Source organism: Mesorhizobium sp. M1307 (assembly GCF_040318155.1).
In the GTDB taxonomy this organism is placed as follows: domain Bacteria; phylum Pseudomonadota; class Alphaproteobacteria; order Rhizobiales; family Rhizobiaceae; genus Mesorhizobium.
The window spans coordinates 62,334-77,350 of record NZ_JAMYLR010000007.1 but is presented as its reverse complement, the minus strand read 5'-3'; the positions used below and the strand labels follow the sequence as shown (position 1 = coordinate 77,350).

Annotated in this window: 18 protein-coding genes; 7 read left to right on the top strand and 11 right to left on the bottom strand. The window is 63.6% G+C overall.

What is annotated here, in order from left to right:
* Positions 1 to 40 precede the first annotated feature (40 nt).
* The gene (locus NKH16_RS11300) at positions 41 to 1,375 is read right to left on the bottom strand and encodes a site-specific integrase (RefSeq protein WP_352899340.1); all 1,335 of its coding nucleotides are present in this window, start codon (positions 1,373 to 1,375) and stop codon (positions 41 to 43) included.
* Positions 1,376 to 1,736: 361 nt separating this feature from the next.
* Here NKH16_RS11300 and NKH16_RS11295 point away from each other — a divergent pair, with 361 nt between their 5' ends.
* The 3 genes from NKH16_RS11295 (at position 1,737) to NKH16_RS11285 (ending at position 3,481) form a co-directional block, all read left to right on the top strand.
* Positions 1,737 to 2,726 carry a DUF2332 domain-containing protein gene (locus NKH16_RS11295; RefSeq protein ID WP_352899337.1) on the top strand — a complete coding sequence of 330 codons (990 nt, stop codon included), beginning with the start codon at positions 1,737 to 1,739 and terminating at the stop codon, positions 2,724 to 2,726.
* Between the two features lie 274 nt (positions 2,727 to 3,000).
* Positions 3,001 to 3,210, top strand: a complete 210-nt coding sequence (locus tag NKH16_RS11290; RefSeq protein ID WP_352474763.1) for a hypothetical protein — start codon at positions 3,001 to 3,003, stop codon at positions 3,208 to 3,210.
* Positions 3,211 to 3,247: 37 nt separating this feature from the next.
* Positions 3,248 to 3,481, top strand: a complete 234-nt coding sequence (locus tag NKH16_RS11285; protein ID WP_352474765.1) for a hypothetical protein — start codon at positions 3,248 to 3,250, stop codon at positions 3,479 to 3,481.
* 106 nt (positions 3,482 to 3,587) lie between these two features.
* Here the strand turns inward: NKH16_RS11285 and NKH16_RS11280 are convergent, their stop codons facing one another.
* The 3 genes from NKH16_RS11280 to NKH16_RS11270 all read right to left on the bottom strand — a co-directional run bounded on the left by NKH16_RS11280 (position 3,588) and on the right by NKH16_RS11270 (position 5,906).
* Positions 3,588 to 3,902 carry a hypothetical protein gene (locus tag NKH16_RS11280; RefSeq protein WP_352474772.1) on the bottom strand — a complete coding sequence of 105 codons (315 nt, stop codon included), beginning with the start codon at positions 3,900 to 3,902 and terminating at the stop codon, positions 3,588 to 3,590.
* A 73-nt stretch (positions 3,903 to 3,975) separates the two neighbouring features.
* Positions 3,976 to 5,274 (bottom strand): cytochrome P450, encoded by a 1,299-nt coding sequence (locus NKH16_RS11275; RefSeq protein ID WP_352899334.1) that lies wholly within the window; start codon positions 5,272 to 5,274, stop codon positions 3,976 to 3,978.
* A gap of 50 nt (positions 5,275 to 5,324) precedes the next feature.
* Complete coding sequence (locus NKH16_RS11270; RefSeq protein ID WP_502911688.1) at positions 5,325 to 5,906, bottom strand: metallophosphoesterase; 582 nt, start codon at positions 5,904 to 5,906, stop codon at positions 5,325 to 5,327.
* Positions 5,907 to 6,058: 152 nt separating this feature from the next.
* Between NKH16_RS11270 and NKH16_RS11265 the strand changes: the two genes are divergently transcribed.
* A complete protein-coding gene (locus NKH16_RS11265; RefSeq protein ID WP_352899331.1) occupies positions 6,059 to 6,388 on the top strand; it encodes a hypothetical protein in 330 nt (109 codons plus the stop codon).
* Between the two features lie 101 nt (positions 6,389 to 6,489).
* Positions 6,490 to 7,038 (top strand): DNA-3-methyladenine glycosylase, encoded by a 549-nt coding sequence (locus NKH16_RS11260; RefSeq protein WP_352899329.1) that lies wholly within the window; start codon positions 6,490 to 6,492, stop codon positions 7,036 to 7,038.
* Between the two features lie 33 nt (positions 7,039 to 7,071).
* Here the strand turns inward: NKH16_RS11260 and NKH16_RS11255 are convergent, their stop codons facing one another.
* Positions 7,072 to 7,494, bottom strand: coding sequence for a DUF3606 domain-containing protein (locus tag NKH16_RS11255; protein ID WP_352746705.1), 423 nt, complete (start codon positions 7,492 to 7,494; stop codon positions 7,072 to 7,074).
* Between the two features lie 23 nt (positions 7,495 to 7,517).
* Here NKH16_RS11255 and NKH16_RS11250 point away from each other — a divergent pair, with 23 nt between their 5' ends.
* Together NKH16_RS11250 and NKH16_RS11245 are read left to right on the top strand one after the other, a co-directional pair.
* Positions 7,518 to 8,036 (top strand): EF-hand domain-containing protein, encoded by a 519-nt coding sequence (locus tag NKH16_RS11250; protein ID WP_352455898.1) that lies wholly within the window; start codon positions 7,518 to 7,520, stop codon positions 8,034 to 8,036.
* 170 nt (positions 8,037 to 8,206) lie between these two features.
* On the top strand, positions 8,207 to 8,548 hold the full coding sequence (locus tag NKH16_RS11245) for an antibiotic biosynthesis monooxygenase family protein (RefSeq protein ID WP_352455896.1): 342 nt from the start codon (positions 8,207 to 8,209) through the stop codon (positions 8,546 to 8,548).
* Between the two features lie 31 nt (positions 8,549 to 8,579).
* Here the strand turns inward: NKH16_RS11245 and NKH16_RS11240 are convergent, their stop codons facing one another.
* From NKH16_RS11240 to NKH16_RS11215, 6 genes are read right to left on the bottom strand one after another with little or no spacing between them, the layout of a single operon-like run.
* Positions 8,580 to 9,413, bottom strand: coding sequence for an SMP-30/gluconolactonase/LRE family protein (locus NKH16_RS11240; RefSeq protein ID WP_352899324.1), 834 nt, complete (start codon positions 9,411 to 9,413; stop codon positions 8,580 to 8,582).
* Between the two features lie 11 nt (positions 9,414 to 9,424).
* The gene (locus NKH16_RS11235; protein ID WP_352899321.1) at positions 9,425 to 11,200 is read right to left on the bottom strand and encodes a CoA-transferase; all 1,776 of its coding nucleotides are present in this window, start codon (positions 11,198 to 11,200) and stop codon (positions 9,425 to 9,427) included.
* Positions 11,197 to 11,979: an enoyl-CoA hydratase/isomerase family protein gene (locus tag NKH16_RS11230; protein ID WP_352769357.1), complete on the bottom strand. Its 783-nt coding sequence runs from the start codon at positions 11,977 to 11,979 to the stop codon at positions 11,197 to 11,199. Before NKH16_RS11230 ends, NKH16_RS11235 begins: the two co-directional genes overlap by 4 nt.
* Before the next feature lie 2 nt (positions 11,980 to 11,981).
* Complete coding sequence (locus NKH16_RS11225) at positions 11,982 to 13,187, bottom strand: CaiB/BaiF CoA transferase family protein (RefSeq protein WP_352769354.1); 1,206 nt, start codon at positions 13,185 to 13,187, stop codon at positions 11,982 to 11,984.
* 18 nt (positions 13,188 to 13,205) lie between these two features.
* Positions 13,206 to 13,991, bottom strand: coding sequence for an SDR family NAD(P)-dependent oxidoreductase (locus tag NKH16_RS11220; protein ID WP_023677038.1), 786 nt, complete (start codon positions 13,989 to 13,991; stop codon positions 13,206 to 13,208).
* Between the two features lies 1 nt (position 13,992).
* Positions 13,993 to 14,988, bottom strand: coding sequence for an ABC transporter permease (locus NKH16_RS11215; RefSeq protein ID WP_352899317.1), 996 nt, complete (start codon positions 14,986 to 14,988; stop codon positions 13,993 to 13,995).
* Between the last annotated feature and the right edge of the window lie 29 nt (positions 14,989 to 15,017).

The window sequence follows — 15,017 nt, the reverse complement described above, 5'->3', positions numbered from 1 at the left end:
TACTTGCTCGCGTATGTCGGAATTATTCTGTATGTCAGAATCATAAAATGAGTGCGACCCGCCGCGATAACTCCTCCGTCGCGTCCACGATGAACGCTGAGTAGTGCCGCTCGATCATTTCCGAACTGGTGTCGTGAAGCGCTGCCACTAGGCGAACAGGCAGGCCCGCCTTCAGGCCACGCACGATCGATGAGTGGCGAAACGCATACATGATCGTGTCCGCTGGCACGCCGGCGCGCTCGATCGTCGCCGTCCACCAGTTGTCGACCTCATACGCCGGCCCCCAAGCGCGCCGATGGTCCTTTTCCCATTTCACCGGGCCGACGCTGCGATATGCCCATCGCTCCAGAAGGGGCTCGTTGGCGCCGCGGTCGGTCAGCGCCGGGCGCAGCTTCTCGAGCGTTTCGACGGTAGCGGGAATTGCAACGGACGGCCTCGCCTTCGCCGAGCGGCCTTTGGCGGACCCTGGCATCATCAATCGCAATTGTTCGCTTTGTACGTCACCGACCCGAAGCCGGGAGAATTGGGAATGGCGCGCACCCGTGACAGCGGCTACCAGCACCAGGCGACCGAAATCGTCGTCGACTTCAAATGCCGCGGCGATGGTCGATCGAATCTGCTGGTCTGAGAGTAGCTGTTTACGAGCGTCGCCGGTGACGCTCATGGCACGGGTGCCCACCTTGATCTCGGCCATGAGATAGGCGGGGAGTTCGCGCCGGTGGCGTTCGGCGGCGCCGTTCAAGGCGGCCCGGAGATCGTTCATCAGCCTGTTCACGGTGGCCGGCGCGATAGGTTCGGGACCGTCCTCATCGATTACAACAAGTCCGCTGATTGGCAGCCTGCCGCGCCAACCATCGATATCGCTCGCTCGCAATTTCGCCAGAGGCAGACCGGCAAATTCTTCGTCGGCAAGAACATGTCGCGTCAACCGTCCTTCGGCGTTGCCGCCCTCGCGTGCCGATCGTTTCTTCCGCTCGACCACATATCCCGCGACGGCAGTTCGAACCGTGGGGACGGTTGAGCCGGCAGCCGCCGCCTGGCTGGCCTCGTATTGCCGCTTGCTCCAGTCCAGGGCGGCGGTAACGGCCGATCGATATGTGAGAGCACCGGCCGCCGGTGATCCGTCATCGTCAGCGGTGCCAAGCCTTTCCTCGACGCGATGGCCGTCAGCAACGATCTTGGCGATCCAGACGCCAGCGCCGCGGGCAGACTTGCGATATCCCAGGCTGACGCCGCCGCGCCCGCCACTGACGCCTTGCCAATATGGGTTCTTCCGCGGCGCTAGACGGCCCCGCTTGGACGGGCTATCGATGTCAGAAATTCGCTTTCCCACAGAACGTCCCACACAGATTGGAGAGATGACTGTGATAAGCATAACGGCAAGTCGGCGGGATACAAGGCTTTCAGGATAGCATGTTTATCCAAGTGGCGCCTGCGCATCGCCCTCCGAAGGCAGAGGTCACAGGTTCGAATCCTGTCGGGTGCGGCAAATCTCAAATTGTCCAACCCGGAGACATGGGTTGCGGTTTATACCGGAGACATGGTGGACCGCACCCCTGGGCGAGACACCAGTTCCCCAGATTTTGGATTGCGCACAGCCTCCTAGCGCAACGGTTAAGCAGGCGACCGCGGCAAGTCCGCGGGGGTCAAGCCTGTGTAAAAACGCCGGGCCTGGCTCCAATCAGATCCGTGGATCGTGTACTGTGATGAGACGTTGGGACCGAGGATCAGCGGATATGGACGAGGAGGGCTTGGCCGAGATCTCAGCCCGATATATTCGCTTCGCCGATACGGAAGCTCGCGGTCGCTCGCCGCTCTACGAGGAGTTGGCTCGGGCAGTCGCTGGGGATCGGGAGGCGCTCGGTTTCCTGTCGACTCTTCCGGACCTAAAGCGGCAACCGAACCTTCTACTTGCAGCGGTGCGTCACCTGTTCGGCACGCCGACAGGGTGGACCGAGCTTCGCCAGGCGCTTCAGGCTAATCCCGACGCTATCCGCTCGCTCATGCTCGAGCGCTCAACGCAAACCAACGAGCCGGGAAGATGCGCCACCCTGCTCCCCGTCCTGGCGCGTTTGCCGCAGCCGCTGGCCCTCATCGAGGTCGGGACCTCCGCAGGGCTCTGCCTCATGCCCGACCTCTACGGCTATGACTACGGACGCAAGGTGATCCGCGCACCTGCGATGGCCTTGGAGCCGCCTGTCTTCCGATGCCTCGCCAGCGAAACAACGCCATTGCCGACGGCCTTGCCGCAAGTCGTCTGGCGGGCTGGATTGGACCTGAGCCCGATAGATGCTTCGGACGACTCGCAAGTCGCATGGCTTGAGACACTGGTCTGGCCGGAACAGACAGCACGGCTTGCCAATCTGCGGGCGGCCCTAAAGATCGCTGCCACAGTCAAACCTCGGGTGGTGAAGGGCGACCTGCGCGGGAGCGACCTCGTGCAACTCTGCAACGAAGCGCCAAACGACGCTACACTCGTCATCTTTCACACAGCCGTCCTCGACTATGTCTCCGACCTTGGTGACAGAGAAGCTTTCGCCGAGCAGGCGATGCGTCTCGCGCCTTATTGGGTATCGAACGAGTTCCCTCGCGTCTTCCCGTCCATCGCCACACGCGCCGGAACAAGCTGGCCGCCTGGCCGCTTCCTCCTATCTGCGAACGGCTCCCCTCTAGCTTGGACTGACCCGCATGGCGCCTCGCTCGAATGGATCGCGGACGAGGCGTAGGCTATAGGTGGTGGATTGCCGTCCTTGGCCAGAGACGCCACCAGTTCTCAGTTTCATCTATGCTCGTTTGCCACTGCTTGCGTCTTGAATTCGCGGCAAGCGCCCTTCGGACTTGCTACCGGGCGATTGAAAGAAGGAACGGCGCGCAGGGCGCGCGAAGACCGCATCCGCAGTCGGGAACCACAGCTATCGGCAAGCCGTTTACGCTGCAAACCCGCCTGTCGATCCTCAGAGCCGGGCGAGTTCTCCGAGATCCACAAATTGGAGATTGATCATGACTAGCGCTGCCGACCGCGATCCGCGCCACCACACGCAGAAAATGCAGAAAAAGTTGGAGGAGGTGAAGCAGCACCTTCGCGAGGACATCGAGAAGGTCGATGAGCCGCAGCTGAAGGCGATGTTCGAGACGTCCGCCGAGGTGATCGGCGGTCTCCAGAAGGCGTTCCAGGACTATGAACAGAAGAATGAACCCGCTTGGCGTTAAACGGCTTCTTCGCGGGTAATATCAAAGGAGCGGCCCCGTGCCTGCACCACCTGAAATGGATGTCGTCCTCGAAAAGCTGCCTTTGAGGATCGGCGCCTATATCCCCGACGACTTGCTGGAGGACTGGTTTGCGCCGGGAACCGGCATGAACCCGGTCAGCAAGGAGGCGCTTGCCACCGCCAAGAACTATGGCTGGCGCTTCGAATGCGAGTTCAAGCACTACCCCGACCGCAAGGAGGGCGTGTTCTGGAAGTGGGTGCCGGCGATCTGACCGGCGCTGGACGGTTCATCGTTCCGCGGAAACGCAGAACCGGTCTATCTTATTGTTTGACGCAAATACCGGACGGAAAACCGCTTCACACTTTTCCTGGAATTGCTCAGCCTCCGCCTATCGGCGTCATCACCTTGCCGGTTCCGCCGCATTCGGGGCAGGTGCGGCCGTCGATCATGCCTGACCCTGCACAGCGGCGGCAAATATTCTCGCCAGCGCCTGGAGTGCCTGCGGGGACTTCGTCCGTGTTGGTCTGAGCGGCTTGCCGGGGGTTGCCCTGCAGCTTGTTTCTCAGCCGGGCGACCCAGCCTTCGTCGACCTCGAGCGGCCTGCTGCTGTCGTCCGGCAGGCCTTCGCCGGATTGGCCGATGGTTTCATTGCGCGGCCGGTCGTTCGCGCCTGTCGTGATCTTCTGAGCCATTGCGTTTGCCTTTACGCCTTGCAATTTTCGAACGCCTCAGCTCCGCAGAGGTTCCGGTTCGACCGGCAGCCTTTCAGCCGGGTTTTCGCCGCACATTATCTATCCTGAACCCGGATTTCGGCCGCGCCGGCATGCGGGCAAGCGAGACGGTCATATCCTGATCAGGCACCTGGTAGGCCATCGACCGCGTCAGCAGGCGAACCGCTTCCATGATCAGCGCGACGGTGACGGCTTCTCCGGGGCAGCGATGGGTAGTCGCCGGATCTCCGCCGCCATGCGGGATGAAGTCGAAGCCGTGGGTTTTCCAGCTCAAGCCGCGCTCCGGGATAAATCGGTCCGGCTCCACAAACAGGCGCGGATCATGGTTGGTGCCGTGCAGGTCGAGCAGGACCCAGTCGCCTTTGCCGAAGCGGTAGCCCTTCCATTCGAAGGGGTGGCGGGCGCGGCCGCCGATGAACGGGAAGAACGGATAGAGCCGGCGAACCTCCTCGGCGAAGGCTTCCAGCCCGTCGTCATCGCCGGCGGCGAACTTATCGTACCATTGGCGGTGCTGGTGAAGCGCCAGCGCCGCAAACATGATGAAGCGGCCGATGGCGACGATTGGACGGATAATGTTGATGATTTCGACCGCGGCACTGGCAAGATCGAGCGGCATTCCCTCGGCATCGACATGTTCGCTGACCAGGCGGACCGGGCTGTTTGCCGGCAAATCAAGCGCGCCGCTTCGAACGCGCCGTACAAGCTCGCCGATAGTGCGTTCGGTCCGGCGTCGCCGCCACAGCGCCAGCACGGTCGACGGCCCAATGCCGCCGGCGTTCTCGACCATGCCGCTGAGCTCGCGGCAGAGTTCGGCGCGATACTTGTCGGCGGGGATGCCGGCCCAAGCCGCTGCCGCCTGGGTCAGGACGAGGTTTACGGCGTCGAACAGGACGATCTCGTCACGCCGCTGCCAGTCTTCCAGCTGGTCGAGCCAGGCGCGACGGAAGGTTGCGCGGAGCCGCTCGATCTGGTCACCATCCAACAGGATCGACAGGAAAAGCGCCTTGCGGTGGCGGTGAGCGGCGCCGTCGAGCGCCTGGACGCTGCCCTTGTCCTGCAGCAGACGCAGCGTGGTCTGCGGCATCGCACCAATTCGGGTGAAGTGGTCGCCGCCATAAAACATCTCGGCAGCCTCGGCACCACGGACACAGATTGCCGGCCGCAGCATCAGGCGCGTCGCAAAGATGTCGGTGTTCATGCGCCGGCAGCGGGCCGAAATGAAGTCATAGCCCTCGCGCAGCAGGGCCAAGGTGCTGTCGAACGCGGCATCGCGCGGGATGGGCTTTGCGACACGCTTGCCGCCGTCGGCATCGATCAGTTCACGTCTGTTCATGGCGTGCTCCCTGGCGTTGAAATTCCTCAACGCACGGCCGGCACTTTCGATCACTCGACTTTTTGACGGCTTTGCCGCGCCGCCCTTCGGCCGCGGCTGGCAAGGATGGTGGTCAGCGTGACCGGACGAAAATCCCAGCTGTCGACGCCGACGTCATACTGGCGCGTGACCGGGGTCAGCCTGCCGTGGGAATGGCCATGCAGGTCGATCGATTTCCTGCCGATCTGGTTCCAGGTGCGAAAAGGGTAGTGACAAAGGATCAGCAGACTGCCGTCGAGCGCCAGCTCCTTGTAGTGCTGGGTGCTCGCCCAACCTGTGGCCTCGATGCTGGCCGCAGCATCGTTGTTGCCGATGATCAAATGCTTGCTGCCATGAAGAGACGCCAGAAGCGACGACACGAACGCGGCCGATCCCCTGGCAAAATCGCCGAGATGCCAGACCTCGTCGTCCGGCCCGACAGTCTCGTTCCAAAACGCAATGAGCGACCGGTCATGTTCCGCCAGCGAGCCGAACGGGCGGCGGTCGATGCGCAAAATGCGCGGGTCGCTGAAATGCGTGTCGGCGGTGAAGTAGATCATGCGCTGGAGCCTGTTTCGAACTGCCGATCTGGGCGCGTGGCGCACCAAGTCCATGTTGCTCTCCCGATGCTTGCTCAACCCGCTCGATCGCCGGTTGTTCCTGGAAGCAGGCCCAGGCGCGCTCGTCGGCACTTTGAAACGGGGGAACTTTGAAATGAGACGCAGGTTAGAATGCTTGAGGCCGATGCTCTGAAAGGACCTCGACGATGACCGACGCAGCACCTCTTGGGCGAAGCCCGGCTCAGGCGCGGGGCGATATCGACGCCGGGCGCGAAGGGGACAAGACCCCGGGCATCGATCCGGCTGCGGCTCCCATGGAAACGGACGCGGAATCCGCCGGCAACGCTCCGCCGAAGAGCCCTGCCGCGCGCCATGAAACGCCGGAGTTCACCAACCAGGCGAGCTATGCCAATGCGATGCGCCCGCTGAAGGATGAGCCCGACGTCCAACCGAGCAGATATGGGCCGGTCCTGGTGATTGCCGCCATCGTCGTGCTGGCCGCGGCGGTTTTCATCGGCGCAGCCATGCTGCACTGAATACAGCCGTTCCAGACCCGCGGCGCAGTGGCTGGACATTTTGCTTCCGGTCCGAGAATTTGTTGTCGCGCCAGGTCCAGGCGCGATCAGTCCGGTGCACGTTGGCTACGAACCATCAATTCTTTGCCCGTGACGCCACCATCGTGGCGCGCGACATGATTGGCGCCTCGCTGCTTTTGCACGGCGTTGGCGGCAGCATCGTCGAGACCGAGGCCTATCGCCCGGATGACCCGGCTTCGCATGCTTTCGGTGGCAGGACGGTGCGCAACGGCGCAATGTTCGGCGCCCCGGGCAGCGCGTATGTCTATCGCTCCTATGGCCTGCATTGGTGCCTCAATGCCGTGTGCCTGCCCGGCAGTGCCGTGCTTATCCGCGCAATCGAACCGCGATTAGGGCTGGAGGTGATGCGGGCCAATCGCGGCCTTGACGATCCCCGGCTGCTTTGTTCGGGACCGGGTCGCCTTTGCCAGGCGCTGGCAATCGACAAATCCCATGACGGGCTGCCGCTGGACGTGCCGCCATTCGAATTCAGGCAGCCGGGCGACGCCAGCGCCGTTCTAACAGGCCGCCGGATCGGCATTTCCAAGGCTGTCGATGCCGAGTGGCGGTTCGGCCTGCGCGGCTCGGACTATTTGAGCCGCAGGTTCTGACGCCCGCGGCAGCGGCAGAGCAGCTGCCTGGCATCACTCGTCGGGTTTACCGAGATGCATGGGTGTCGCCTGCTGGCGGGCTTCCCTGGTCACCTCGTCGGCTCCGGCAGGTGAAATCCCTCGCAACGCCTTCGCAGCTACGGTCAGGCGCCCGCGATCATTGCCGAAGCTCTTGATCAGCTGGCGGACCTGGTCGGCCGTGACGCCGTTCTGTTGGGCAAAATACTCGACTTCACGGTCGTCTTCCGCAGCAACGCGGTCGCGCTCGCGGAAATCTCGCTTGCTCTTATCGTCGGCCATTTTTTCCTCCTGGTGGAGCGTCGCATCCATCCATGGCAACGTGGACAACGAGCTTTCGTTGCCGCGATCGGGCGGACTTTTCCGCCGTTGTGCCGACTGCCCAGGAACCATGAGGCGAGCAGCCGGTTTGGCTTGGATGCAGACATATTCGGCCACAATTCATACCGATGGAGAATACGATGACGCTCGCAAGCAAAACCACCGTAATTGCCGCGGCGCTGGCCATGTTGGCCGCGCCGGCATTCGGCCAGACGAGCCCACCTGCGCCCGCCGCGGCGGCACCGGATCGTGGCGCCGAACAGTCGCCCGCAATGAGCGGGCAGAGCCAGGATGCCATGCGCGATATGATGCGCCAGATGATGACCGAGATGCTGGAGGAGAGAATGCAGGAAGATCGCGCGCCCCGGGAGGAACGGCGAGGTCCCGACCGCTGGCATCGCGGCTACAGGATGGGCCCGCCTGACCGAGGTTGGGAGATGGGAGGCCGCGCTGGCATTGCACGCGGGATGCATGGCGCGAAGATGCGAATGATGTTCGCCATAGTAGATGCGGACGGCGATGGCGCGCTCTCTCAGAGCGAAGTCCAGGATTTCGTCGGGCGGATATTCAACGCCGTCGATGAGGACGGTGACGGCAGCGTCGACATGCAGGAAATCCGGTCCTTCTTCCACGGAGGCGGCGCCGAGGATCAGGAGTAAGTCTCCTACCGGTCGGCAGGAGGCCTGTCTGGGGCAGCGCGAGCTCGTCGGCCGGGGAGGATAAAAAGTCGCCGGCAACTGGATACCAGGCTGCCAGCCGGGGAGATGCGTTCCTTGGCTGGCCTTGCCGAACGCCGCGGACCAAGCAGACCAGCAGGAATTCATTGGCCATGACAGAGAAAGCTACGGAGAAAACGCCGACCATCGCTCGTATCTGGCGCGGCAGAACCGCGCCTGAAAAGGCAGATGCCTACGAGAGTTACAATTACGAGGCCGGCATCAAGCCGCTGATCGAGAAGGCCCTGGGCGTGCAGACCTTTCGCGAGGACACGCCGACCCATTCGGAATTCGTGACGATCTCCTATTGGGAAAACGTCGAGGCGATGGCGGCGTTCACCGGCGGCGATCCGACGAAAATCCACCATCTGGAGCGGGACGAAGAGTTCCTGATCGAGCTGCCGTTGCGGGTGCAGGTGTTGCGCATCCGCTCCAGTCACGGCCGCCTGCAATAGCCCTGAGGAACGCCGCCCGGTTCGGCCCGATCTAGGAAATCGCCTTCAAATCGATCTCGGTGATGTGCCAGCGGCCGAGATTTGCGGTGTAGAGCTTGTCGCCCTTGAAGGCGATGTTGGTTGGATGAGCGAGCGTCGTTGCCGCCGGATCCTCGATCAGCACCTCGAGCCCGCTGTGTTTTCGCCAACGATAGATGCGGCTCGGCTCGTAGCACGAGATGAACAGCGACCCGTCCGGCGCCAAGGCGACGCCATCGGGAACGTTGCTCACGCCCTCCACAACGAGCTGGCGAGACCCTGCCGTGCCGTCGGCAAGGATCGGCACATAGCTGACGCAGGCCGCATGGCTTTCCACGACGTAAAGCCCATCGCCACCCGGCGCCATCGCCATGCCGTTGGCGAAGGCCATGGTCTCGCTGCACCACAGGCCGCCTTCGCCGGTCTTCAAATCGTAGCGAAAAATGCCGGAGCGGTTGTCTTCGCCGAGGCTGTCCGACACGTAGAGCCAGCCGCGTGTCTCGTCGACGATCGGATAGTTCGGCACGCGGATGCCGGCCGAGGCGAAGCGCTGCATACCAGCCGTCGCGGCATCCCAGCGAAAGATCGCCGAATGTCTCAAATCGCATGCAAAACAGTTTCCCGCGCTATCGAAGGCGATGCCGAGCAGAAAGCCCTCCGTACCGCCCATGCGTTCGACCGAGCCGCCATCGGCGGCCAAGCGCAGCAGGTCGCCGGTTTCGGTGCCGCACCAGATCGAGCCGTCGCGATGGATGGCCACGCCTTCCGGATGGGCGATGCGCGGGCTGGTGAAGATGCCATCGAAGAAGACCCTCGCGGCCGACATTTCGAGCAACGGCTTTGCCATGCGCACCCCCTTCAATCCGGTGCAGTATGCGACCGCTGTGCGGCGATGCAGCGCTCGACCATCCGCCGGTCGGTGGCCAGGATCTCGGCGATCAGGGCGCTGCGCTCCCTGGCGCTGACGAATTCGAGGCGCCGCAGGCCGAGCGGGTCGATGCGGTTTCGCAGGATGTCGAGCGTCTCGTTTGAGGGTAGCGCAACTTCGCGGCAATCGGCATCGAATGTCAGGGCAAAGCCGGTGGCATCCTGGAGCTGCTGGCGCGTCACGCACGGCATGGTCTCGATGACGGCCAATTGCCGGCTCTCCCCGTCGAGCCGAAACACGCAAAGGTCGGTGAACACCAATGCCGCGCCGGTCCGATAGCCCATCGGCTCGCGTTCGGCCTCAGTCAACAGGCCGCGCGCCGAGCTGGCAATCTCGACCGTCTCGACCAGCGACTGCACGGAATGGCGGGGGACGTAGAGCAGATAATCGCGATGCATGTTGGCGACGTCGGCCATGCCGCCTTGCCCGGGCAGCCGGATAAGGCTGCCGTCACACTTGCGCAGCGCAATGGTGTTGACGCGCCCACGGCGGTCGACCTGCGCGGCACCGACGATCTCATGCGTCACCGCGCCGGCCTGATAGTAGGTCGAATAGGTGTCGTCGCCGCCGGCATGCGCCACCGCCGTTTCGCAATCGAGGCTTTCGATCAGCGACAGGATCATCCGGCTCGGTGCTATGTCGAGATGGCCGCAACTCATGGTGGCGATGATCATGTCCGGCGCGTGCGTCGCTTTGGCCAGCCGGTAGGCGACATTGGCGAGCGGCGACACCGCGCCGGCACTGGCAAAGCTCTCATTGTCGAGCTCAGCGGCGATGCGGGCGGCGATGATCTCGTCGATGGACGCCTCCTTGTTGCCGTGCACGAGCCTGGGCATTGCGAGGACTGTTTCAGCGCCGACTTTTGCAGCGTCTTGAACCCGCTCCGGCACGCCTTCCGAAGGCATGCTCAGGCTGTCCGACAAAGGTATTTCCTTGGCCGCGAACGCCTCCGCTAACGCTTGATAGTCCGTCACATAGAATGGCAGGCAGGAGGCGGGATAGGCGCCGCCTGGTGCCAGCGCGATCGCCGACACCTGGTTGCGGGTCAAAATGCTCTGCCGACCATCATGCCGCAGCCCTCCGACCGGGACGATCTCCTCGACCGTCACCAGCACCTCGCGCGCCGCGCCGGCCATGGCGAAATCGAGCGCTCGTGGTCCGATGATCTGGACATTGCCGCTCTCGTCGGCACGCTGGGCATGGACGACGAACGTATCGAGCCGCAAGGCCGGGATGATCCCGGTCGTGGCTCCCACGATCGGATCGGGCACGGCGATCGCACCCGGCACGCGCGCCAGCATGTCCGAACCCTCCGGAAGCTGAAACGGCATCGACGGCAGGTTCTGCTGCCCCGCCCGCAGCGCCTGGATCATGGCCAGCGCCGTCCAGTCGCGGACCGGCACGGCATTGGTCTCGGCAGCCGCGCGGAAGCGCGGCGGCAAGCCAAAAATATCGAGGCTGGAAAAGCAGATATCAACCTCCGCCACGGCATTCGCTTCGAGAAGCAGTTCGAGCGGCAGGCCGCCGGCCCAGCAGACATAGCGAAGATCCTTGACGCCCAAGCGGGCGATGGCCCGCAACAAGGCGATCGGCAGCCGGGCAAAATGATGGCCACCGACACCGAAGACGTCGCCGCCGCCGACCATCGCGGCCAGGCCCTCGACATCGGTGAAGCGCGGCCGGTTTTGCTTGACCAGGGATGTCATTGCCCAGCCTTCGGCCGCGCGGCGCTTTTTTCGGCGAACGCCTTCACCCGCTGCTGGCCGGTCTCGCTACGATAAAGCCCGCCCAGTACGTCGCGCTCCATGGCAAGGCCTTCCGCCAAGTCGCCCGACACGGCGTGCGCCGTCAGCGCCTTCAATGCCTCGATCGCGGCAGCCGGTTCGGCGGCTATCATGCCGGCGAGTTCCAGCGCCCGCGGCATCAGCTTTTCGGCGTCGACGACCTCGTTGACCAGCCCGGCGGCGAGCTCGGAAGCCGGCACGATGGCGCCGGTCATCAGCAAAAGGTTGGAGCGGTTGCGGCCGAGCTTCTGGACGCTGCGCTGCGTGCCGCCGCCGCCCGGGACCAGCCCGAGCTTGATCTCGGGCAGGCCGAGCTTCGCGAACTGGTTGGCGATGACGATGTCGCAGCACAGCACCAGCTCCATGCCGCCGCCGAGCGCAAAGCCGTTGACCGCGGCGATGACCGGCTTGCGGTTGTTCTCGACCGCCGCATACATGCGCGTGCCGGCGGCCTGGAAGGCGTCGAACTCGATAGCCGTCTGGGCAGCGTATTCCTTGATGTCGGCGCCGGCCATGAAGCCGCGCCCCTCGCCGGTCACCACGATCGCGCCGACGCCGTCATCCTGCGACAGCGCCTCGAAAACCTCGGTGATCTCGCTTTGCATCAGCCGGTTCATGGCGTTGAGCTGATCGGCGCGCCGGAAGGTGACGACTGCGACGCGCCCGGATATTTCCAAGCTGAGTGTCTGGTAAACGCTCATCGTCAGGCAGCATCCACGGTCATATCGCCGGACGCCTCAAGCGCTGCAATCTCGCCGCTGGAGAGGCCGAACTCGGCCAGTATCTCGCGGCCATGCTGGCCGACCAGCGGTGCCGGCCGCTCTATGGTAGCCGGCGTCTCGCTCATCTTGACCGCCGGCGCGACCACCCTGACCTTGCCGCCGCGCGGATGATCGTAGCTGGTGATCATGCCCAGGTGCTTGACCTGCGGGTCCTCGGCTGCGCGCCTTATGTCCTTCACCTCGGCACACCAGATGTCGGCTGCCAGCAGCCGCGCCAGCAGGTCCTGCGTGGCAAACTTCCTGGTTTCGGCGTTGACCTTGTCGAACACCTCGTCGCGCCTGTCGAACAGCGTCTTCAGATCGTCGTAGACAGCAAGCTGCGGCGCCTCCAGCACTTCATACAGCGTCTTGAACGGGCTCATGGCGATCGACACATAGCCGCCGTCCTTCGCTTCATAGACGCCGAACGGCGCCTGCATGCCGGGGTGGCCGATGCCGGACTTCGGGCGCACGAAATCCTCGCCGAGATTGAGCACGGCGACATATTCCTGATTGAGATGCGCCAGCATGCCGGCGAGCAGATTGACCTCGATCTTCTGGCCCTTGCCGGTCTTCTCGCGATAGTAGAGCGCCGACAGGATGCCGTAGACCATGTTCATGGCGCCGATCTGGTCGGCCAGGCCGGCACCGGCCGGAACAGGAGCCTGATCGCCGCGGCCGGTGTTGGAGATCAGCCCGGACAATCCCTGGATCAGCATGTCCTGGCCGGGGCGCTCGACGTAGGGGCCCTCCTCGCCATAGCCGGAACCCGAGCAATAGATGATGGCGGGATTGACCGCCCTGAAATCCTCGTAGCCATAGCCGAGCCTGGCGAGCACGCCGGGGCGGAAATTCTGCACCACCACATCGGCCTTCTCAGCCATGTCCATGATGATGGCATGCACCTTGCGACTTTTCAGGTTGAGCGCGATGGAGCGCTTGTTGCGGTTCCAGGCGAGGAAATTCGGGCTTTCGGAGCCGCCGACCCATTTGGCGAAGAAGGTCATGCCGCGGAACATGTCGCCGGCGCCGGCACGCTCGATCTTGATGATGTCGGCGCCCATGTCGCCGAGCAGCTGCGTGGCGAACGGCCCTTGCAGCAGATGGCTGAAATCGAGAATGCGGACGCCTTCGAGGGCTTTGTTCATTTCATGTCTCGTTGGTTGTCAAAGCAGGTCGGGTACGTAGCGGGGTGCCGCGGTGAGGCCGCCGTCGACGCGCAGGTCGGTACCGGTGGTGAAGCCGGCGGCGTCGGAGGCCAGATAGACGGCGGCTTCGGCCACCTCGGACGGTTTGCCGATGCGGCCGAGCGGATGCATCTTGACCCAGGCTTTGGCGAGATTGCCGCCGATCTCCTTGACCAATTTGTCGTTCATCGGCGTGTTGATGGTGCCGGGCGAGATCGAGTTGACGCGGATGTTGAGCGGGCCGAACTCGACCGCCATCTGGCGCGTCATCGCCATCACCGCACCCTTGGCGCCGGCATAGGCGGTCCAGCCGTCGAGCCCGATATGCCCTTGTGCCGAGGCCATGTTGATGATCGAGCCCGATTTCTGCGCGATCATATGTGGCAGCGCATATTTGCAGCCGCGGAACACGCTGGTAAGGTTGACCGCGATCAGCCGGTGCCACTGCTCGTCGCTCATTTCGTGAACCGGCATGCCGCCGATGGCGATGGCGGCATTGTTGACGAGAATATCGAGATGGCCGGTCTTGCCGACGGCTGCGTCGATCAGGGCGGCGATGTCGGCCTCCTCCGCCACGTCGCAATGGATGTAGTCGGCGCGGTGGCCGGCGGCGCGCAGCTCGGCTGCGAATTTTTCACCCTTCTCGTCGGCGATGTCGCCGAGGAAGACGTGCGCGCCTTCCCTTGCCATCGCCTCGCTGATCGCGTGGCCGATGCCGTCGGCGGCGCCAGTGACGATTGCGGTTTTCCCTTTGAGACGATCCATATCAGCCTCCAATGGCGCGCCGGCGCTTTGCTTCGTCGAAGGCGACGGCGGCAATGATGATCATGCCGGTGATGACCAGTTGCCACTCGGTCGGCAGGCCGAGACCGCGCAGGCCGTTGGACAGGAACTGCAGGATCAGCACGCCGAGCGCCATGCCGGTCAGGCTGCCTATGCCGCCGGCAAGGCTCACCCCGCCGAGCACGGTGGCGGCGACGACCTGGAACTCGAAATTCAGCCCGGCCGTATGCTGCGCCGAACCGACGCGGGCTGCCAGGATGATGCCGGCTACCGTCGCCAGCAGCGCGCTGATGATGAAGCAGGTGAACTTGACGCGGCGCACGTCGTAACCCGCCAGCCGTGCCACTTCCGGATTGCCGCCGACGGCATAGATCTGCCGCCCGAACGGCCGGTGCTGCATCACGTAGACGAAGACGGCGAGCAGGACGATGGCGATGACAGCCGAATAGGGAACGACGTTGAACAGGCGGCCGTCCGACAGCGCGATGAAGCTGTCGAGCGCGGCGTCGTCTGGAATAGCACGCTGGCCGGTATAGAGATAAACGCCGCCGCGCATGATGAACATCGTGCCCAGGGTCACGATCAGCGAGTTGATGCCGGCATAGGCCGTCAGATAGCCATTCACGACGCCGATGATCAGCCCGAACAGCAGCGCGCCGCTGATGCCGAGCAGCAGAGAATTCGTGTCGTTCATGATGATGATCAGCGGCAGTGCGATCGTCGCCAGCAGCGAGCCGATCGAGATGTCGACCTCGCCTGATATGAAGACGATGGCGCAGCCGATGCCGGCTGTCAGCGCCAGCGAAGCCTGACCGAGCACATTGGTGATGTTGCGCACGGAGAAGAAATTCTCGGCGGTGAAGGAAAAGAACGCGATCACCAGGATGAGGCAGAGGAGCAATGCCAATTCCTGCCGCGCGACGAGCCGCGCCAGCATGGACGGCCCAGCTTTCATGGAGTCGGTGCTTGCCAGGCTCATCGCTTGGTCCCTTTGCGAAGCGTCATCGT